Origin of the sequence: Burkholderia arboris, assembly GCF_038723655.1 — a bacterium.
Taxonomy (GTDB): Bacteria; Pseudomonadota; Gammaproteobacteria; order Burkholderiales; family Burkholderiaceae; genus Burkholderia; species Burkholderia arboris.
On the sequence record NZ_CP109822.1, the window covers coordinates 3269530 to 3286525 of the forward strand.

General features: G+C 65.0%; 17 protein-coding genes and 1 pseudogene. 11 read left to right on the forward strand and 7 right to left on the reverse strand.

Going from position 1 to position 16996, the window contains the following annotated elements; genetic code table 11:
* Positions 1-55: 55 nt before the first annotated feature.
* Both otnI and denD read left to right on the forward strand, forming a co-directional pair.
* Complete coding sequence (gene otnI / locus OHZ10_RS32110; protein ID WP_342705357.1) at positions 56-832, forward strand: 2-oxo-tetronate isomerase; 777 nt, start codon at positions 56-58, stop codon at positions 830-832.
* A 28-nt stretch (positions 833-860) separates the two neighbouring features.
* Positions 861-1832: a D-erythronate dehydrogenase gene (gene denD, locus OHZ10_RS32115; protein WP_342705358.1), complete on the forward strand. Its 972-nt coding sequence runs from the start codon at positions 861-863 to the stop codon at positions 1830-1832.
* Between the two features lie 28 nt (positions 1833-1860).
* Here denD and OHZ10_RS32120 read toward each other — a convergent pair whose 3' ends face one another.
* The 3 genes from OHZ10_RS32120 to OHZ10_RS32130 form a co-directional block, all read right to left on the reverse strand.
* Entirely contained in the window at positions 1861-2949 is a 1089-nt protein-coding gene (locus OHZ10_RS32120; protein WP_342705359.1) for a lysylphosphatidylglycerol synthase domain-containing protein, read from the reverse strand.
* On the reverse strand, positions 2946-4115 hold the full coding sequence (hpnI, locus tag OHZ10_RS32125; RefSeq protein WP_059239084.1) for a bacteriohopanetetrol glucosamine biosynthesis glycosyltransferase HpnI: 1170 nt from the start codon (positions 4113-4115) through the stop codon (positions 2946-2948). Before hpnI ends, OHZ10_RS32120 begins: the two co-directional genes overlap by 4 nt.
* 62 nt (positions 4116-4177) lie before the next feature.
* On the reverse strand, positions 4178-4528 hold the full coding sequence (locus tag OHZ10_RS32130) for a hypothetical protein (protein ID WP_059239082.1): 351 nt from the start codon (positions 4526-4528) through the stop codon (positions 4178-4180).
* A gap of 295 nt (positions 4529-4823) precedes the next feature.
* On the opposite strand from OHZ10_RS32130, the gene OHZ10_RS32135 reads away from it, so the two are divergent.
* The 3 genes from OHZ10_RS32135 to OHZ10_RS32145 all read left to right on the forward strand — a co-directional run bounded on the left by OHZ10_RS32135 (position 4824) and on the right by OHZ10_RS32145 (position 7493).
* On the forward strand, positions 4824-5483 hold the full coding sequence (locus tag OHZ10_RS32135) for a response regulator (RefSeq protein ID WP_340625704.1): 660 nt from the start codon (positions 4824-4826) through the stop codon (positions 5481-5483).
* Entirely contained in the window at positions 5480-6895 is a 1416-nt protein-coding gene (locus OHZ10_RS32140) for an ATP-binding protein (RefSeq protein ID WP_342705360.1), read from the forward strand. The genes OHZ10_RS32135 and OHZ10_RS32140 overlap by 4 nt, the downstream gene beginning before the upstream one ends.
* A 70-nt stretch (positions 6896-6965) precedes the next feature.
* Positions 6966-7493, forward strand: a complete 528-nt coding sequence (locus OHZ10_RS32145; RefSeq protein ID WP_059239076.1) for a cytochrome b — start codon at positions 6966-6968, stop codon at positions 7491-7493.
* 177 nt (positions 7494-7670) lie between these two features.
* Here the strand turns inward: OHZ10_RS32145 and OHZ10_RS32150 are convergent, their stop codons facing one another.
* Both OHZ10_RS32150 and OHZ10_RS32155 read right to left on the reverse strand, forming a co-directional pair.
* Positions 7671-7946, reverse strand: a complete 276-nt coding sequence (locus tag OHZ10_RS32150; protein WP_059240908.1) for a DUF4148 domain-containing protein — start codon at positions 7944-7946, stop codon at positions 7671-7673.
* 71 nt (positions 7947-8017) lie between these two features.
* Positions 8018-8362 (reverse strand): DUF4148 domain-containing protein, encoded by a 345-nt coding sequence (locus OHZ10_RS32155; RefSeq protein ID WP_059239074.1) that lies wholly within the window; start codon positions 8360-8362, stop codon positions 8018-8020.
* Between the two features lie 210 nt (positions 8363-8572).
* On the opposite strand from OHZ10_RS32155, the gene OHZ10_RS32160 reads away from it, so the two are divergent.
* The 3 genes from OHZ10_RS32160 (at position 8573) to OHZ10_RS32170 (ending at position 10858) form a co-directional block, all read left to right on the forward strand.
* On the forward strand, positions 8573-9262 hold the full coding sequence (locus OHZ10_RS32160) for an aspartyl/asparaginyl beta-hydroxylase domain-containing protein (protein WP_059239072.1): 690 nt from the start codon (positions 8573-8575) through the stop codon (positions 9260-9262).
* A gap of 108 nt (positions 9263-9370) precedes the next feature.
* Positions 9371-9640 carry a MoaD/ThiS family protein gene (locus tag OHZ10_RS32165; RefSeq protein WP_059239070.1) on the forward strand — a complete coding sequence of 90 codons (270 nt, stop codon included), beginning with the start codon at positions 9371-9373 and terminating at the stop codon, positions 9638-9640.
* A 69-nt stretch (positions 9641-9709) separates the two neighbouring features.
* Entirely contained in the window at positions 9710-10858 is a 1149-nt protein-coding gene (locus OHZ10_RS32170) for an exo-alpha-sialidase (RefSeq protein WP_342705361.1), read from the forward strand.
* 45 nt (positions 10859-10903) lie between these two features.
* On the opposite strand, the pseudogene OHZ10_RS32175 reads toward OHZ10_RS32170, so the two are convergent.
* Positions 10904-11154: pseudogene (locus tag OHZ10_RS32175) on the reverse strand (hypothetical protein); the annotation flags it as partial.
* Positions 11155-11507: 353 nt separating this feature from the next.
* Between OHZ10_RS32175 and OHZ10_RS32180 the strand changes: the two are divergent.
* From OHZ10_RS32180 to OHZ10_RS32190, 3 genes are read left to right on the forward strand one after another with little or no spacing between them, the layout of a single operon-like run.
* Positions 11508-13736, forward strand: coding sequence for a type VI secretion system Vgr family protein (locus OHZ10_RS32180; RefSeq protein ID WP_226196206.1), 2229 nt, complete (start codon positions 11508-11510; stop codon positions 13734-13736).
* A gap of 8 nt (positions 13737-13744) precedes the next feature.
* On the forward strand, positions 13745-14776 hold the full coding sequence (locus OHZ10_RS32185) for a hypothetical protein (RefSeq protein WP_155627257.1): 1032 nt from the start codon (positions 13745-13747) through the stop codon (positions 14774-14776).
* Positions 14773-15585, forward strand: coding sequence for a hypothetical protein (locus OHZ10_RS32190; RefSeq protein ID WP_155627256.1), 813 nt, complete (start codon positions 14773-14775; stop codon positions 15583-15585). The genes OHZ10_RS32185 and OHZ10_RS32190 overlap by 4 nt, the downstream gene beginning before the upstream one ends.
* A 441-nt stretch (positions 15586-16026) precedes the next feature.
* Here OHZ10_RS32190 and OHZ10_RS32195 read toward each other — a convergent pair whose 3' ends face one another.
* Positions 16027-16947, reverse strand: coding sequence for a LysR substrate-binding domain-containing protein (locus OHZ10_RS32195; protein ID WP_059239062.1), 921 nt, complete (start codon positions 16945-16947; stop codon positions 16027-16029).
* Positions 16948-16996 lie beyond the last annotated feature (49 nt).

Sequence of the window (16996 nt, forward strand, 5' to 3'; positions counted from 1 at the left end):
CGTTCGACGCGGGGTGCATGGCGCCCCGCCCCACTCATTCACAGGACCCGCTGCCATGCCACGCTTCGCCGCCAACCTCTCGATGATGTACACCGAGCATGCGTTCCTCGAACGGTTCGCCGCTGCCTCGTACGACGGCTTCAAGGCCGTCGAGTACCTGTTCCCGTACGATTTCGCCGCCGAGGACATCCGCGCGCGCCTCGACGCGCACAACCTCGAACAGGCGCTGTTCAACGCGCCGCCGGGCGATTGGGCCGCGGGCGAACGCGGCATCGCGTCGCTGCCGGGCCGCGAGGACGAGTTCCGCCGCGGTATCGACCAGGCGCTCGACTATGCGCGCGTGCTCGGCAACCGGAAGCTGCACGTGATGGCCGGCATGGTCGCGCCGGGCGCCGACCGCGCGCGCCATCGCGACACCTACCTCGTGAACCTGCGCCATGCGGCACAGGCCGCTGCCGCGCACGGCATCACGATCCTGATCGAACCGATCAACCAGCGCGACATGCCCGGCTATTTCCTGAGCCGCCAGGACGACGCGCAGGCGATCTGCGCGGAAGTCGGTGTGCCGAACCTGAAGGTGCAGTTCGACTGCTACCACTGCCAGATCGTCGAAGGCGATCTCGCGATGAAGCTCAAGCGCGATTTCGCGGGCATCGGCCATATCCAGATCGCGGGCGTGCCCGAGCGCCACGAGCCGGATGTCGGCGAACTCAACTACCCGTACCTGTTCGCGCTGATCGACGCACTCGGCTACGACGGCTGGATCGGCTGCGAATACCGCCCGAAGGCCGGCACGTCCGAGGGCCTCGGCTGGCTCAGGCCGTACCTGTAATTCAAGCATTCCTCAGAGGGTAACGAACATGAAAGTACTGATCACCGGCGGCGCCGGCTTTCTCGGTCAGCGTCTCGCGCGCAAGCTGCTCGAACACGGCGAACTGACGGGCCCCGACGGCCGGACCGGCAAGATCGACGAGCTGGTGTTGCTCGACGTCGTCAAGGGCAACGATTTCGACGATGCGCGCGTGACGTCGATCGTCGGCGACATCGCCGATCGCACGGTGCTCGAAAGCGCGATCGACACGCAGACGGACGCGATCTTCCACCTCGCGGCGATCGTCAGCGGGCAGGCCGAAGCCGATTTCGATCTCGGCATGCGGATCAATCTCGACGCGTCGCGCACGCTGCTCGACGTGTGCCGCGCACGCGGCCACCAGCCGCGCGTCGTATTCACGAGCTCCGTCGCGGTGTACGGCGGCGCGCTGCCCGACGTCGTGCAGGACGACACCGCGCTGAATCCGCAATCGTCGTACGGCGCCGAAAAGGCGATCGCCGAGCTGCTGCTGTGCGACTACGCGCGGCGCGGCTTCGTCGACGGCCGGGTGCTGCGGCTGCCGACGATCAGCGTGCGGCCGGGCCGCCCGAACGCGGCCGCGTCGTCGTTCGCGAGCGGCATCATCCGCGAACCGCTGAACGGCGAGGAAAGCGTATGCCCGGTGCCCGGTTCGACGCGGCTGTGGCTGCTGTCGCCGCGCGGCGCGATTGAAGCGCTCGTCGCCGGTTGCGAGATCGACAGCGCGAAGCTCGGCAACAAGCGCGTGATCAACCTGCCGGGCCTGTCGGTATCGGTCGACGAGATGATTGAAGCGCTGCGCGAAGTCGCGGGCGACGACGTCGTGAAGCTGATTCGTCATGCGCCCGACGAGCGGGTCGAGAAAATCGTCGGCAGCTGGCCGGGTCGCTGGGACACGTCGCGTGCGGAAGCACTCGGGCTGAAGGGCGATACGTCGTTTGCCGACGTGATCCGCAGCCATATCGCCGACGCACAGCGCTGATTCGCGCGCCGCGTCGCGCCCGGCTGCGTCAGCGCGGCCGGGCGGATTCCCCGATGGGTAACGATGCCGGCTTCGTGCCGCCCGGCCGGTTCGACGAACCGGCCGCCCACTGCCACGCGAGCAGGCCCGGCAGATAGAACAGCAGGTCGCGCACGCGGCGGGCGCCGGCCAGCGCCAGGCAGGTCGGCGGGTCGAACCCGAGCAGCCCGCCGATCAGCACGAACCCGCCCTCCTGCACGCCGAGGCCGCCCGGCATCAGGAACGCGATGCTGCTCACGAGCTGGATCAGCGCCTCGATCGCGAGCGCCTGCGCAAAGGTCGGATCGGCGCCGAGGAAATACAGCGCCAGCCAGATTTCCAGCGCATAGCCCGCGAACTGCAGCGTCTGCCAGATCCCCAGGTAGCGCACGACGATGCCCGTCTTTCTCCAGATCAACCGGATCGACTGATCGGTACGCGCCGATTCGCCGACCAACGCCACCACCTTGCCGCTCGTGACGCGGTTGAGCACGCGCATCGCGCGCTCGAACGGCCGCGCATGCTGCACCAGCGCGAACAGCAGCAACACCGGCACCAGCGCGGCCATGCCGATCGCGAGGTTCGCGGCCACGCGTGCGGCATCGGACGACACGCGTTCGAGCACGTAGCCGATCGCGACCAGTGCGAAGATTAATTGACTGATCAGCGTCAGCTGCATGTCGGCGACGAGGCTCGCCACGGCGGTCGCCGGGCGCACGCCGGCCTGCCGCAGCAAGCCGAACGACACGATCTCGCCGCCGATGCGTGCGACCGGCAGCAACCCGTTGATCGATTCGCGGATCCACACGAGCTTCAGCATCGTCATGAACGACGGCCGGCGCGGGCCGCGGATCAGCATCCGCCAGTCCCACGCATTCGCGAGCATCGGCACGATGTGCGCGAGCGCAGCGACCAGCAGCCCGGCGCCGGCGATCTGCAGACGATACAGGATGTCCAGCGGATGCTCGCGCCAGATCAGCCACACTGCGAGCGCCAGCCCGCCGAGCGCGGCCACGCGCCCCGCATGGCGAAGCCGTGCGTCGCCGCGCGAGGCGCCCGGGCCTGCATGGGGGGTGCCGGTGTTCGGCGCCGTCGTCACGATTCCCCCGCCGGCGACAGCAGGCCTTCCCGGTCGACGCGAAACCGCGTGCCGCGCCACACCACATGCGACGCAAAGAAGCTCGAGACGAAGATCACGAATTGCAGGAGATCGACGAACGGCAGCCAGAGTGCGCCGCGCAGGCCGGCGCCGGTTGCGCGGCTCGTTCTCAGCATCAGCAGTGCGCGCGCCGCCAGCGCCGCGACCGTCAGCGCGCACGCGGCGGCAGCGCCGCCGGAAAACAGCACCGCCAGCAGCGCGAGCGGCACCGGATGCATCAGTACCGAGCCGAGATGACCGAGCCGGTCCGCCGCGCGAATCGTGCAGCTCCAGCGCAACTCGTGAGCGTACAACCGGGCGAACGTCTCTTCGACACACGCGTGCCCGACGACGAACGGTGGAATGACGACCTGCGCGCCCGCGTGGCGCACCGCTTCGCCGAGTGCGTGATCTTCCGCCAGGTGATGCGCGAAACGCGCCAGCCCGCCGATGCGTTCGAGCGTCTCGCGCGTGATCGCAATCGTCTGTCCAAAGCACGGCCGCGCGCGCCCGATGAAGAGCCCGGTGATCACGCCCGGCAGGAAATGGTAGTTCGTCATCGCGACGGCAACTCCGGGCCAGAACCCCGGCGATGCGACGCCGCGATACACGCTCGTCACGATGCCGACATCCGGCTGCTGTAGCGCGCCGACGACGGCGCGCAAATAATCGCGCTCGACCACCACGTCACTGTCGGCAAAACAGAGCACCGAATACTCCGCGTGTTCGAGCATGTTCACGAGATTGGCGATCTTGCGGTTCGGCCCGTACAGCCGCGCATCGGCGACGACCTTGATGTTCGCGTCCGGGTAACGTGCACGCAGCGTCTCGACGGCCGCGAGTGCCGCGTCGCCCGCATCGTGCACGCCGAACAGGTGCTGGACCGGCCCCGGATAATTCTGCACGAAGTAGCTTTCGAGATGCTGTACGAGATCCCATTCGTCGCCATGCAGCGGCTTCGCGACGGTGACGCCCGGATACGTGCGCGGTTCCGCCGCCGCCCGGGAAAAGAACCGGCCGACGAGCACGCTGGCCGTGAGCGTGTACGCAATGCCCAGCAACACGCCCAACCCGCAGGCAATCGACATTGCGCCGGCCAGCGCGCGCAGCACATGCAGCAAAACCATGCTTCTCCCCAGTGGTGACCCGTACAACCGCGACGCCCGGGAACGGCCGCGTGCACGCGGACTCACCCGTGCACGCCGCCGTATCGGTTCCCGTTGAGCCGGATATGAAGAACGACCAACCGACGGTACGCGCAATCAGATGACACAACTACCGTGCGGCGATCGATTCCGGTCACCCGCACGTAGCCGCATGCGACTGCGGCCTTGAATGCCGCGCCGGCAAGCTTACGGGCCGACAGGATCGCGGTGGCAACGGCCACGACGATCCAGAAGCGAAACGTCATCGTGGTGAAAAATGATTCGGGTACGCGCCATGCAAGCAACGAAACCAGCACGAAACACTGGATGAACATGCCGGCCAGTGCGGCGATCAGCAGATAGGCGCGCCATCGCCCGGTCGTCGAGGGTGCCATCAGGATTGAACCTCCCGTACGGGCGATGCGCATCGACCGTACGTCGATCGAAAGGGTCGCGGGTTGGCGGGCGGGTGCATCCGGCACGTGCCGGACATGCCCGACCCGGTTCGGGATCGGGGGAAGCGGAGAACCGCCCGAGAAATGTCGTGGCCGATGGTAGCGGGATTGCCGGCGCCCAACCTTAAGCGTTCTTCAGAATCGCGCAGCATTTGAACGGGGTCCGATTACATTCCATTGCACGGCGCACGCGGCCAGGCTCGTACAATCGCGAATGCCTGCACATCAATCGACCATGCGACTCCTCCTTGTTGAAGACGACGACCTGATCGGCAGCGGCCTCGAGATCAGCCTCAGCCAGGCCGGTTATCACGTCGACTGGCTGCGCGACGGTCACACGGCCGCCGCGGCGCTCGCGACGACGCGCTTCGCGCTCGTCGTGCTCGACCTCGGCCTGCCCGGGAAATCGGGAACGGAACTGCTGCGCGCGCTGCGCGACGCGGGCGATACGGTCCCCGTGCTGGTGCTGACCGCGCGCGGCACCGTGGCCGACCGCGTCCGCGGCCTCGACGACGGCGCGGACGACTATCTCGCGAAACCGTTCGAGCTGTCCGAAGTGCTCGCCCGCTGCCGCGCGCTCGTGCGACGCTCGCAGGGCCGCGCCGGCGATGAAATCGTGTGGCGCGACATCACGATCGACCTGACCGCCCATACGGTGACGCGCGATGCGTCGCGTATCGCGCTCACGTCGCGCGAGTGGGCGATCCTCGTTCAGCTCGTCAGCCACCCGGGCATGCCGCAGTCGCGCGCGCGCCTCGAGGACAGCCTGTACGGCTGGCAGGAAGGCATCGAAAGCAATGCGATCGAGGTCCATGTTTCGAACCTGCGCAAGAAACTGGGCGCGGAACTGATCCGCACCGTCCGCGGCATCGGCTACGTCGTCGACCTCCCATGATCGCCCGCTCGATACGACGCCGCGTGTCGCTGATGGCAATCGGCTGCGTGACCGTCGTATGGCTCGTCGCCGTGTTCGGCAGCATCCACTACGCGACGCGCGAGATCGGCGAATGGGAAGATGCCCGCCTCGCCGAGTACGCGTCGCTGCTGGTCAATCTCGCACCGGCCGACCTCGACCGCCTTGCCCGCGTGCCGCCCGACGCGCGCGTCGAACTCTCATTCGGCGCGCCAGGACACGGGTCCGACAACGACGGCGACCGCTTGCCACGCGACGTGCTGTTCGACGTGCGCGACGCGCAAGGCAACGTCGTTGCGTCGAGCCTTCCCGCTGCCGCGGCAGGGCGGCCCGATGCGCGCGACCCGCACGGCGCGCCGCAGACGATCGCCATCGGCGACATGCAGTGGCGCACCTACGCGCTGCGCGACAACACGTCGGGGCGCCGCGTGCGGGTGATGGAGACCATCAATACGCGCAGCGATCTGGCGACCGGCATCGCACGCGGCATCGTCCTGCCGCTGATTGTCGCGTTGCCGGTGCTCGCGCTGCTGCTCTGGGTCACGATCGGCCGCAGCCTCGCGCCGTTGAAGACGCTGTCCGCGCTGATCGGCGCGCGCGATGCGCGATCGCTCGAACCGCTCGGCGTCGCGACCGTACCGGACGAAGTGCGCACGCTGGTCGACGCGATCGACCGCCTGCTGGCAAGGCTGCGGCAATCGATCGTGCGCGAGCGCGCGTTCACGTCCGACGCCGCGCACGAACTCAAGACCCCGCTCGCCGCAATCAAGGTGCAGGCCCAGGTGGCGATCGCGACCGACGATCCGGCGCACAAGCAACTGGCGATGCAGCGCGTCGTGCAAGGCGTCGACCGCAGTGCGCGGCTCGCCGAACAGTTGCTGTTGCTCGCGCGGCTCGACGAGTACGAACGCATCCCGACGCGTGCGGTCGTCGTGCGCGAACTCGTCGATGCGGCCATCGATCGCCATCTGGCGAAGGCCGCGGACAAAGCCATCGCCATCGTGACCGGCGATCTCTCCACACGCGCGATCGACGCCGATCCGATCCTGATCGGCATCCTGCTCGACAATCTCGTCGACAACGCCGTCAAGTACGGCCGCCACGGCGGGCGCATCGAACTCGGCGTACACGACGACGGCGCACTGCAACGCATCGTCGTGCGCGACGACGGGCCCGGCGTCGCACACGACGAGCACGAACGGCTCGGCGACCGCTTCTATCGCGGCACCGGTGCGCAGTCGCCCGGCAGCGGGCTCGGGTTGTCGATCGTCACACGCATCGCGCAGTATTTCGGCGGCACCGTGCAGTTCGAGTCCGGTATCGGCGGCCGGGGCCTCGGCGTGGCGATCGCACTGCCGTCGGCGGGTGCGGGCCGATCGACGGCGCCTGCTTAACGTTTCGTTAAGGATTCGATCGTAGAATCCGCCCGAAACCTGCCATCCCTGCCGCCCATCAGGAGCCTTCATGTCCGCACCCGCCCGTTACGACGCCGTCGCCCGTCTTCTTCACTGGCTGATCGCGGCGCTGGTCGTCGCACAATACGCGATCGGCTGGACGATGCCCGACGTGCATCGCGACACGCAACCCGTCGGCCTGATCGCCGCGCACCTGATCGTCGGCACGGCGCTGCTCGCGGCAATGGCGTGCCGCGTGCTGTGGCGCGCGACGCATCGGCCGCCTGCGAGCAACCTGTCGCCCGCGATGCGCGCGCTGTCGGGCGTCACGCATGGCGCGCTGTACGTGCTGCTGATCGCGGTGCCGCTGCTCGGCTGGATCAACGCGTCGTCGCGCGCATGGGCCGTGACGCTGGCCGGCGTCATCCCGTTGCCGGCGCTGTCGACGGCCGGCTCCGGCTTCGGCCACGCGATGGGCGACGTGCACGGCATCCTCGCGTGGGTGCTGTTCGCCGGCATCGGCCTGCACGTGGCGGCCGCGCTGATGCACCGCTTCGTGCTGCGCGACCAGGTCGTGCAGCGCATGATGCCGTGGTGATCGACCTGCCGGCTCATCGCGACCGGCCGACGAGCTGATCGCGACGCCGCGCGAAGCGGCGTGCAATGAGCGGCATCGCAGCCGGCGCCCTTCGGCCACGTCGCGTGGCGCGAAGGGCAAGTGGTTTGCCGTCCCGCGAACACGACGGCCAGACTTCACACACGATCATGTCGGCACCTAGTTGCTGGTTTGCGCCGGCATGCCGGGCGCCGGCGCATGCGCGGCGGCCGCCGCCATCCGCGCACGATCCTGCTCGGCGAGCTTCGCTTCCGCGGCCTGGATGTCCGCCGGATACTCGCCATCGTCGCCCTTCGCCGGGTCGTACCCGGCCGCTTCCAGACGCATCAGTTCGTCGCGAACCTGCGCGCGCGTCAGCGGCGCGGCCGATTGCGCGAATGCGGACTGACCGACGATCGCTCCGATCATCGTCAGTAGTACGATATATGTTTTCATCATGAACTCCTTCAATGTTGCGTATCGATCAACCGTGGTGAATGCGTGACCTGCCGATGCAGGCGGGTGTATCAGCTTCCGAAATAGATCGCGCAGAAGCTCGCGGGGCCGACGCATGCGGCCGAGCCCTGATGCCGCGACAGCGCCGCCGGCTTGCCGGCTTCTGACGACATGGCCGGATCGCTGCCGACCGCCGTGCTGGCCTGACGCTGCGGCATCTGGTCGGCCTGTTGCTGAAACAGCGGGCTCACATCGGGGTACGACGTATCGGTCACAAAGCGCAACCCGTTGTTTTCCGCGTCGATCAGTTCCTGCCGGACCTGTGCGCGCGTGAGTGCCTGTGCCGACGCTTGCGTCGCGACACCCGCGAGAGACATTGCCGCCACCGTGGCGGCCACCAGCCAATGCTTGTTCATGTTCCACTCCTTCAGAAGTCAACGAGACGACGTGCTACACCCGTATGACGACGGAGGGGCTGCGTTTATTCCCGGCCTTCCGGTCCGCTCGTGCCGCGCATTCATCAAACTGTCATTCATTCGTCAGCCGGCGTAACCTGACGTAACGCAGCGCCCTTTGCGGTTCGGGCAGACTGACGTCACCTCATACGGATCGCGTTCCGATCGACCATGTCCGTCGCTTACGACTATGCAGCCGGCCTGCTGCGCACGCTGTACGACCGCCATATCGATGGCGGCGCCGTGCTCGACACGGCCGCGTTCCCGGACGCCGAGCGTTTCGTGCGCGCGTGGCCCGCGATCCGGGCGGAAGCGCTCGACGTGGCGCGCGACATGCCGCGCATCCCGCGCTTTCACGAAATCATGCGCGAGCAGTACGACATCTCGGCCAACGATGCGCGCGACTGGCGGATGTTCATCATGCAGGCGTACGGCCAGCCGTTCCCGCGCAACCTGTCGCGCTGCCCGACCATCGCGTCGCTCGTCGCGGCATCGCCGGACGTGCTGTCGGCATCGCTGTCGTTCCTTGCGCCCGGCAAGCACATCCCGCCGCATCGCGGGCCGTTTCGCGGCATCCTGCGCGGCTATCTCGTGCTGTCGATGCCGAAGCGCGCGGACGGTACGCCGGCCGCCGTGCTCAAGGTCGACGGCCGCGACTACCGGCTCGACGAAGGCCGCTTCCTGCTGTGGGACGACACGTTCATGCACGAGGTGTGGAACGACAGCGACGAAGTGCGGATCGTGCTGCTGCTCGATATCCGCCGGCGCGGGATGCCGCGCTTGCTCACCTGGCTGTCGAACGCGGTAATCGGCGTCGTGCGGTTGGGTATCCGGATCCGCGGGCGGTCGATTCCGGTCTAGCGCACCGGGCGGAACGCACGGGGCGCAGCGCCCTCCCGACTTTCGGCTACCGGCGGATCGCCTACACTACAGACCGTCCCCACCGCGAGGCTCCTGCCAGCCACCGCCATGGCGCACCTCTTCTTCGCCGCGTCGATCCAGCGGCATGTCGAAACGCCCGAGCGCGACATCGACGCGCAGACGGTCGGCGAAGCATTCGACACCGTTTTCCGCGAACAGCCGCGGCTGCGCGGCTACATCGTCGACGACCAGGGCGCGCTGCGGAAACATCTGTCGGTATTCATCGACGGCCAGCCGATACGCGACCGGCAGCATCTGTCCGACGCGCTCGGCAATGCCAGCCGGGTGTATGTCGTCCAGGCGCTGACAGGCGGATAAAGGGACGGATGCACGGGCCGATACCCGGCTGCGCCATTGCACCGGCCGGACCATCAGGAGACATCCGACATGAACGATCGACTGCTTGTCGCCACCCGCAAGGGCCTGTTCGTCCTGGCGCCCGACGGTAACGGCCGCTGGACCCTCGGCGAACCGCATTTCATCGGCGAGCCCGTCAGCATGTCGCTCGCCGACCCGCGCGACGGCACGCTGTATGCGGCGCTCAACCTCGGGCATTTCGGCGTGAAGCTGCATCGCCTGCGAGCCGGCGCCACCGACTGGGAGGAATGCGCAGTCCCGGTTTATCCACCGCAGCCCGCCGACACACGCCCTGCCGGCACTGGCGCGCATGCCGCCACCGGCGACCCCGACGACGAGCCGCCCGGTGCGCCGCAACCGCCGTGGACGCTTCAGCAGATCTGGTCGCTCGAAACCGGCGGCGCCGACGAGCCCGGCGTGCTGTGGGCCGGCACGATTCCCGGCGGACTGTTCCGCTCCGACGACCACGGCGATTCGTGGGTGCTCAATCGCGCGCTGTGGGACCGCCCCGAACGCGCCGAATGGGGCGGCGGCGGATACGATGCGCCGGGCATCCATTCGGTGATGGTCGATCCGCGCGACAGCCGGCATGTGACGGTCGGCATCTCGTGTGGCGGCGTCTGGCAGACCGCCGACGGCGGCGCGACGTGGCGCGTGACCGCAGATGGCATGGAAGCCGACTACATGCCGCCCGAGCGGCGTGGCGAGCCCAACATGCAGGATCCGCACCGCGTCGTGCAGTGCGCGGCCAACCCGGATGTCCTGTGGACGCAGCATCACTGCGCGATCTTCCGCTCGACCGACGGCGCCGAACACTGGCGGCGGATCGAGGCGCAACCGTCGAGCTTCGGCTTCGCGGTGGCCGTGCATCCGCACGAACCGGACACCGCGTGGTTCGTGCCGGCCGTGAAGGACGCGTGCCGGATTCCGGTGAACGGCCGGTTCGTCGTCACGCGTACGCGCGACGGCGGGCGCAGTTTCGACAGCCTGTCGAACGGATTGCCGGCCGCGCCGGCATACGACCTCGTGTACCGGCACGGGCTCGCGGTGGACGATTCCGGCATGCGCCTCGCGATGGCGTCGACGACCGGCGGGTTATGGACGTCCGCCGATGGCGGCGAACACTGGCAACAGGTATCGGCGCATTTGCCGCCGGTGTATGGCGTCAGGTTCGGGTGACAGCGGGCGACGGACAACCGGAACCCGATATGTTCGGGTTCCCGCTCACTCGGCGGATCTCACCTCCATGTGTTCATCCGTTCGGCGGTCGCCTGGCATCATCCGCGCCACCACGGCACGCGTCTGCGCGACTTCCGCTTCGAGCCAATCGAGAAACCGCCTGACCTGCGGCTCACGTTCCCTCCCCGGCCCCGGCACAGCGCGACGAAGCGTGCGCCGTCGAGCCGCACCGACGGCTCGATCGGCGTCAACGCGCCGCACTCGACATGCCAGTCAATCAGTACCGAACCGGCCAAGTCGGCGACCATCGACGGATGATCAATCCGTCCCGCCAGTACGCGTTGGCGATCGTGCTCCCTTCGCCTTCAGGCTCATCGCCTGACGAAAATGCACGGCTACAACGCACGTGTTGCAGGACCGTGCCTCGGAAAATGTAGCGGAAAATTTCGAATATGTCTCATAGACACGAGGCGAGGCGCTAGCGATTCTACCGATCTGAAAAATCCGTGACGTGCCAACCGCACGCTATCGGCATTCACAGTGGGGTGTCACATCCTATGTCGTCGTTCATGACACGGGGGCGTAACAGGACACGCCTCGGACCGTGTTTGTCGCCCGGAGAATCGTTACGATGTCACAAGCATGCCAATTGAGCTTCACCTTCTCGATTCCAGACACAACGGACTTCGAAGTCGTCGCATTCCGACTGGAAGAACAGTTATCCGAAACTTTCCGGCTGGAGCTGGATCTGGCGAGCGCCAATCCATCGGTGGACTTCGGCAAGGTCCTCGATCACAGCGGCTTGCTGACCATCTGGCAAGGTGATCAACCGGTGCGCTACGTTCATGGCACCGTTTCGTCGTTCGTTCAGGGAGAGACGGGATTTCGCCGCACCCGCTATTCTGCCGTGGTCGAGCCACGCCTGGCGCGCCTGAAGTTGTCTTCCGACTGGCGCATCTTCCAGATGCTCAACGTGCCGGAGATTGCGCAGGCCGTGCTCAAGGCACACCGCCAGACGCTGGACTACGAGCAGCGCGTCACCGCCGAACATCTGTCGCGCGAGTACTGCGTGCAGGCTGGCGACACCGACTACGACTTCGTCGAGCGTATCCTGCGCGAGGAAGGCTTCTTCTACGCCTTCCAGCACCGCGCCGACGGCCACCGGCTGATCCACTGCGATCGCCTGTTTATCTTTGGCCGCCAGCAGGGCGAGCCCGTGCTGTACAACCCGACGCCCGGCGGCGACCCGCCGCAACCCAGCCTGCGCACGTTCGCCTATACCGAGAACGTGCGCTCTACGCGCCAGGTGCAGCGCGACTACACGTTCAAGAGTCCACGCTATCCGCACGAGTATCCGCGCGAGGGCACCGACCTCGATCACCAGGGCCGCGGCTACGCGCGCTACGACTACCCGGGCCGCTACAAGCACGAAGCCAGCGGCAAGGCTTTCACGCAGGACCGCCTGCGTGGCCACCGTCGCGATGCGCGAATCGCCCGTGTGAGCGGTGACGATGCGCGTCTACAACCCGGCATCGCCTTCGACCTCACCGGCCACCCGCGCGAAGACATGAATCGCGGCTGGCGTACGGTCAGCATCACCCATCACGGCAAGCAGTACACCAGTCAGGCGGAAGAGAGTGCCGATGCGCAACAGGGCACGCATTATCGTTATGAAGCCATGCTGGTGCCGGACGATGTCGAGTGGCGTGCCGAGCCGCTGCCGCGCCCGCGCATCGACGGCTTGCAGCCTGCGACAGTAGTGGGCCCGGAAGGGGAAGAGATCTACACCGACGAGTACGGCCGGGTGAAAGTGCAGTTTCCGTGGGATCGCGAGGGCAAAAACAATGAGCACAGCTCCTGCTGGATTCAGGTTGCGCAGAATTGGGCCGGCGCGCTCTGGGGGCAAATGGCGATCCCGCGGATCGGGCAGGAGGTGATCGTCGGCTACCTCGACGGGGATGCCGACCAGCCGCTCGTCCTGTCACGGGCCTACAACCGCCTGCAGCTGCCTCCGTACGAGCTACCCAGGCACAAGACGCGGATGACGATCAAAAGCCAGACGCACAAAGGCGACGGCTTCAACGAACTGCGGTTCGAGGATGAAGCCGGTCAGGAGGAAATCTACGTCCACGCGCAGCGCGATCAGAACATTCACGTCAACCACGACGAAACCACGTTCGTCGGGCATGACCGCAGCGAGCAGGTCGAACACGACGAAACCGTAGCTATCGGGAACGACCAGCGACTTGCGATAGGTCGGGACCGTCGTGAACGAGTGGGGCAGGACGAAGAACTCACCATCGAGCGGCATCGTGTGATTCATACCGGCATGAATCACACGGAGACCGTAGGCAACAATCGTCACGACACCGTTGTCGTCAACCACCGCTCCGATGTCGGCGGCCATGCGGAGCACCTCGTTCACGGCAGCCACCGCCTAGAAGCCGGGCAGTGCATCGAACGGAGAACCCTTCACTACCAGTTGCAGGCCGCAGAGCGTGTGGTTCTGCAAGGCCCGGGAGGCAGCATCGTCATCGACAGTTCGGGTATCACGCTCGACGCCGTTGCCATTCGCTTCAAGGGGCCGATACAGCAGCAGGCCGGCGGCAAAGGCAAGCTGCTCGACCTGTTGTCACGGGCTGTCAACAACCCCGAAACCAAGTTCAGCGAGCAGTTTCTCGTCAAGCACGCGCGCACCGGAGAGGTGTTGGCCAATGTCCTGTATTGCGTGGAAACGGCAGAAGGTCAGCGCTTCGTCGGGCGTACCGATTCGCAAGGGCTTACGGCGCGCATCTATACCGGCCAGCCTGACGCCGCAACGTTGCGATGGGGAAGAGACGCGGCGATGCACTTGCGCAAACAGAACATCAGCTACTGAGGTCCGTCATGGAACAACAAACGCAAAGTCGGACCAGCCCGAATAACCCGACGACCGAAGTGGCGGCGATTGCCGACCTTGATTATGTAACTGTGGTTGGTTGCTCTAACCCGGCTTTCTATGTACGCGCCAGGAAGGGCAACAGGATGATGTTCATCAATCAAGGGATACGGCAGTTGCGCCAATACCCGGATGGGACGCCGGACTATGCGATTCAGCGTGTTTTTCTGATTTTCTCGAAGGACTATCCGCGCAAGCTTCTGGACGAACTTAAGAAAATTGTAGAGGTTGGCTATTGCGCCAGCTATCAAGAACTGACTGATGTTGCCGATCTCGTCACATTCATTGCAGCACGTCGAAGCAAGAAACGGCTGATCAAGCAGCTAGATATCTTCTCGCATGGCCTCGTGCACAGCATCGAATTCGGATACGACGTCGGCGAGTCATGGCAAACCCGCTACGGGCTGAATCAGGCGCGCATGCTGGCGCCATTGGCGTTCGATGATGATGCAACCATATTCTCGTACGCGTGCCGTACGGGGCTTGGGCACGACATAGGAGCAAAACTCGATCCCGGGGAGGACCCCAGGTATGAAGAGAGCCTCGCACAGGTCATGGCTGATGCGGGTGATGTGGAAGTACAGGCTTTTCCTCGAAGGTCCAACTATGACGAAACTTATGGGACCCGGGGGGAACTCGTTGCGGCACAGAAGACGCTGCCGAAGATTGACGAATATGAACGAGCTGTCGATGCCTACGATCGTCAGATGGCCGCTTATCGGAAACGAACATTGGCATTGGGAAAGGGGCCCATGAACGAAATTCCAGGAGAGCCTCCACCCACACCACCCGCTAGACCTTACACCGACCGGGAATTCCAGTTGGCAAAGCATATGGAGGCGCGGCGTCAACATGAAAAAGACGTGGCCATCGGTCTGCCTCTGGACCCGTTGGGCGCCGTGAATCCCGTCAGGTCAGGCAGTACGCCAGAGGGATTGCCCATGGGACTTCATACTTTCAGACCAAAAGCGCGCGCATGAACAAAAGAATCGCGGCGCTAATCGTAATGATGACACTGGCAACTCTTTTTGCAAGCCGGACGACGATCAGCGGGAAATCCATGAACGAAAAAATCATGATGCGAGTATTGGAAGATGACCCTCCATTCGATGCCACTCAGTGGTTTGCCAATGGCATGTATCAGCGAATCTCTCTAAAAGATGAAGACAAGGTCTACTACCCGAGAGGGGTGCAGTATAACGACACCACGATGCTTCGAATATCCCCACCTCCATTTACCGACGAGCAAGTTGAAATCCTTCAAATGAGGATAGTCCGCGCCCTCAAAGGTGAAATATTTCCGGCAGACTTTCCTCCTAAGGTTCCGCCCTCGGTCGACGAACTTGGCTTGGATTCCGATTTCGATCCCAGGCCACAGATCGTCTATCTCAGCAGTGGATTCATGGACTTTGGGGACGACAAGCCCAAGGTACCCGTCGACTACTACACCTTCTACACCCTGCTGGAAGGAAAGCGCTTCTATGTCTTTATTCATCGTAACGGAGCGACAGGTGAGATCCTTCTCACTTCCCGCTCACGCAGCAGTCATATCCCCGAAGACGAGGAAGAACGTCGGTTCCAGCCGTTGCAATCCAAAGCCGATCTCCAGTCCAGGCTGGACGAGCCTGGCTGGAAACAGCGCTCCGGCGAACTCTGTCCGTGGCCCGGTACGTGGGAATGCCTGGAGTTGCCAGTAGGCAAGCAGACGTTTGCTCACAACATGCCGTTTCCAAAGATCAAAGGGCAGGATGTCACGTGGCGCTTTGTTCCACCAACACGCCGGACCTGACGCTACCCAGGAACTTGAGTTGGCAAGGAATATGCGGGTGCGACGTCAATATGAAAAAGACGTGGACATCATTTTTCCCCTGGACTCGTTGGGTGCCACAAATCCAGTCAAATCGGGTAGTACGTCATAAGGGTTGCCCGTGGGACTTCGTGCTTTCAGGCGAAGAGTGCGTTCATGAAAAAAACCTCGGCTTTAATTGCGGCGATGGTACTGGCTGCTCTTATTACGGGCTGGATGGCGAATGAAGGGAATTTCATGAACGAAAGAATCATGATGTGAATATTGGAAGATGATTCACTTTTCGATGCTACACAGTGGCTTGCCAGCGGTATGTATCAGCGGGTTGGCAAGCAGGCGTTTGCTCATAACATGCCGTTTCCAAAGATCAACAGGCAGGATGTAACGTGGCGTTTTGCTCCACCCTCGCATTGAACCCTGCTTTCACAGTCTGGCCATCCGCGCCACCGCCGCACGCGTGCGTGCAATTTCCGCTTCGAGCCAGTCGAGAAACCGCCTGACCTGCGGCTCGCGCTCCCGCCCGGGGCGGCACAGCGCGACGAAACGCGCGCCGTCGAGCCGCACCGACGGCTCGATCGGCATCAGCGCCCCGCGCTCGACGTGCTCGGCGGCCAGCACCGAACTGAGCAGCGCGACACCCTGCCCGTGCAGCACGGCCTGCAACGCGTAATGCTCGTCGTCGTAGTGACGGAATACCGCGCGTTCGAGCCACGCTTCGCGGCCCGCCGCGCGACACCACGATGCCCAGTCGACCGACACCGGCAACGGCGTATCCCATACGGTCTCGATCAAGTCGAGCGGCTCGTCAGGGCGATGCGCATCGAACCCGGCAGCCGCGTACGCGCCGAAATACTCGTCGATCAGCGCAATCTCGTGCAGCGCGGGAAACGTGCGCGACGTCGCGCGAATCGCGAGATCGATCCGCGCATCGCGTTCGAGATCGGCAAGCGTGTTGCCCGTTTCGACCTTGATGTGCAGGTGCGGATCGACACGACGAAACGCGCCTAGACGCGGAATCAGCCACATCGCCGCAAAGGCGGGCGTGGTGGTCAGCACGAGCGTGCGCTCGCCGGAAGTGTCGGGCCGCACCGCATCCAGCCCTCGACCGAGCGCGAGCAACGCATCGTGGCTCGTGCGAAACAGTTGCTCCCCTGCCGCCGTCAGCCGCACGCCGCTCGCGCCGCGCTCGAACAGCAACACGCCGAGCCGGCTTTCGAGCGACTTGATCTGGTGCGACACGGCGGCCGGCGTCACCGACAGTTCGTCCGCGGCGGCCTTGAACGTGCCGAGCCGCGCCGATGACTCGAATACACGCAATGCGGTCAGGGGAATTTTCGAGAACACGGGGCCTCGCGGGCCGGATCCGGCCGGGTTGAATTCGATTCAATCGGGG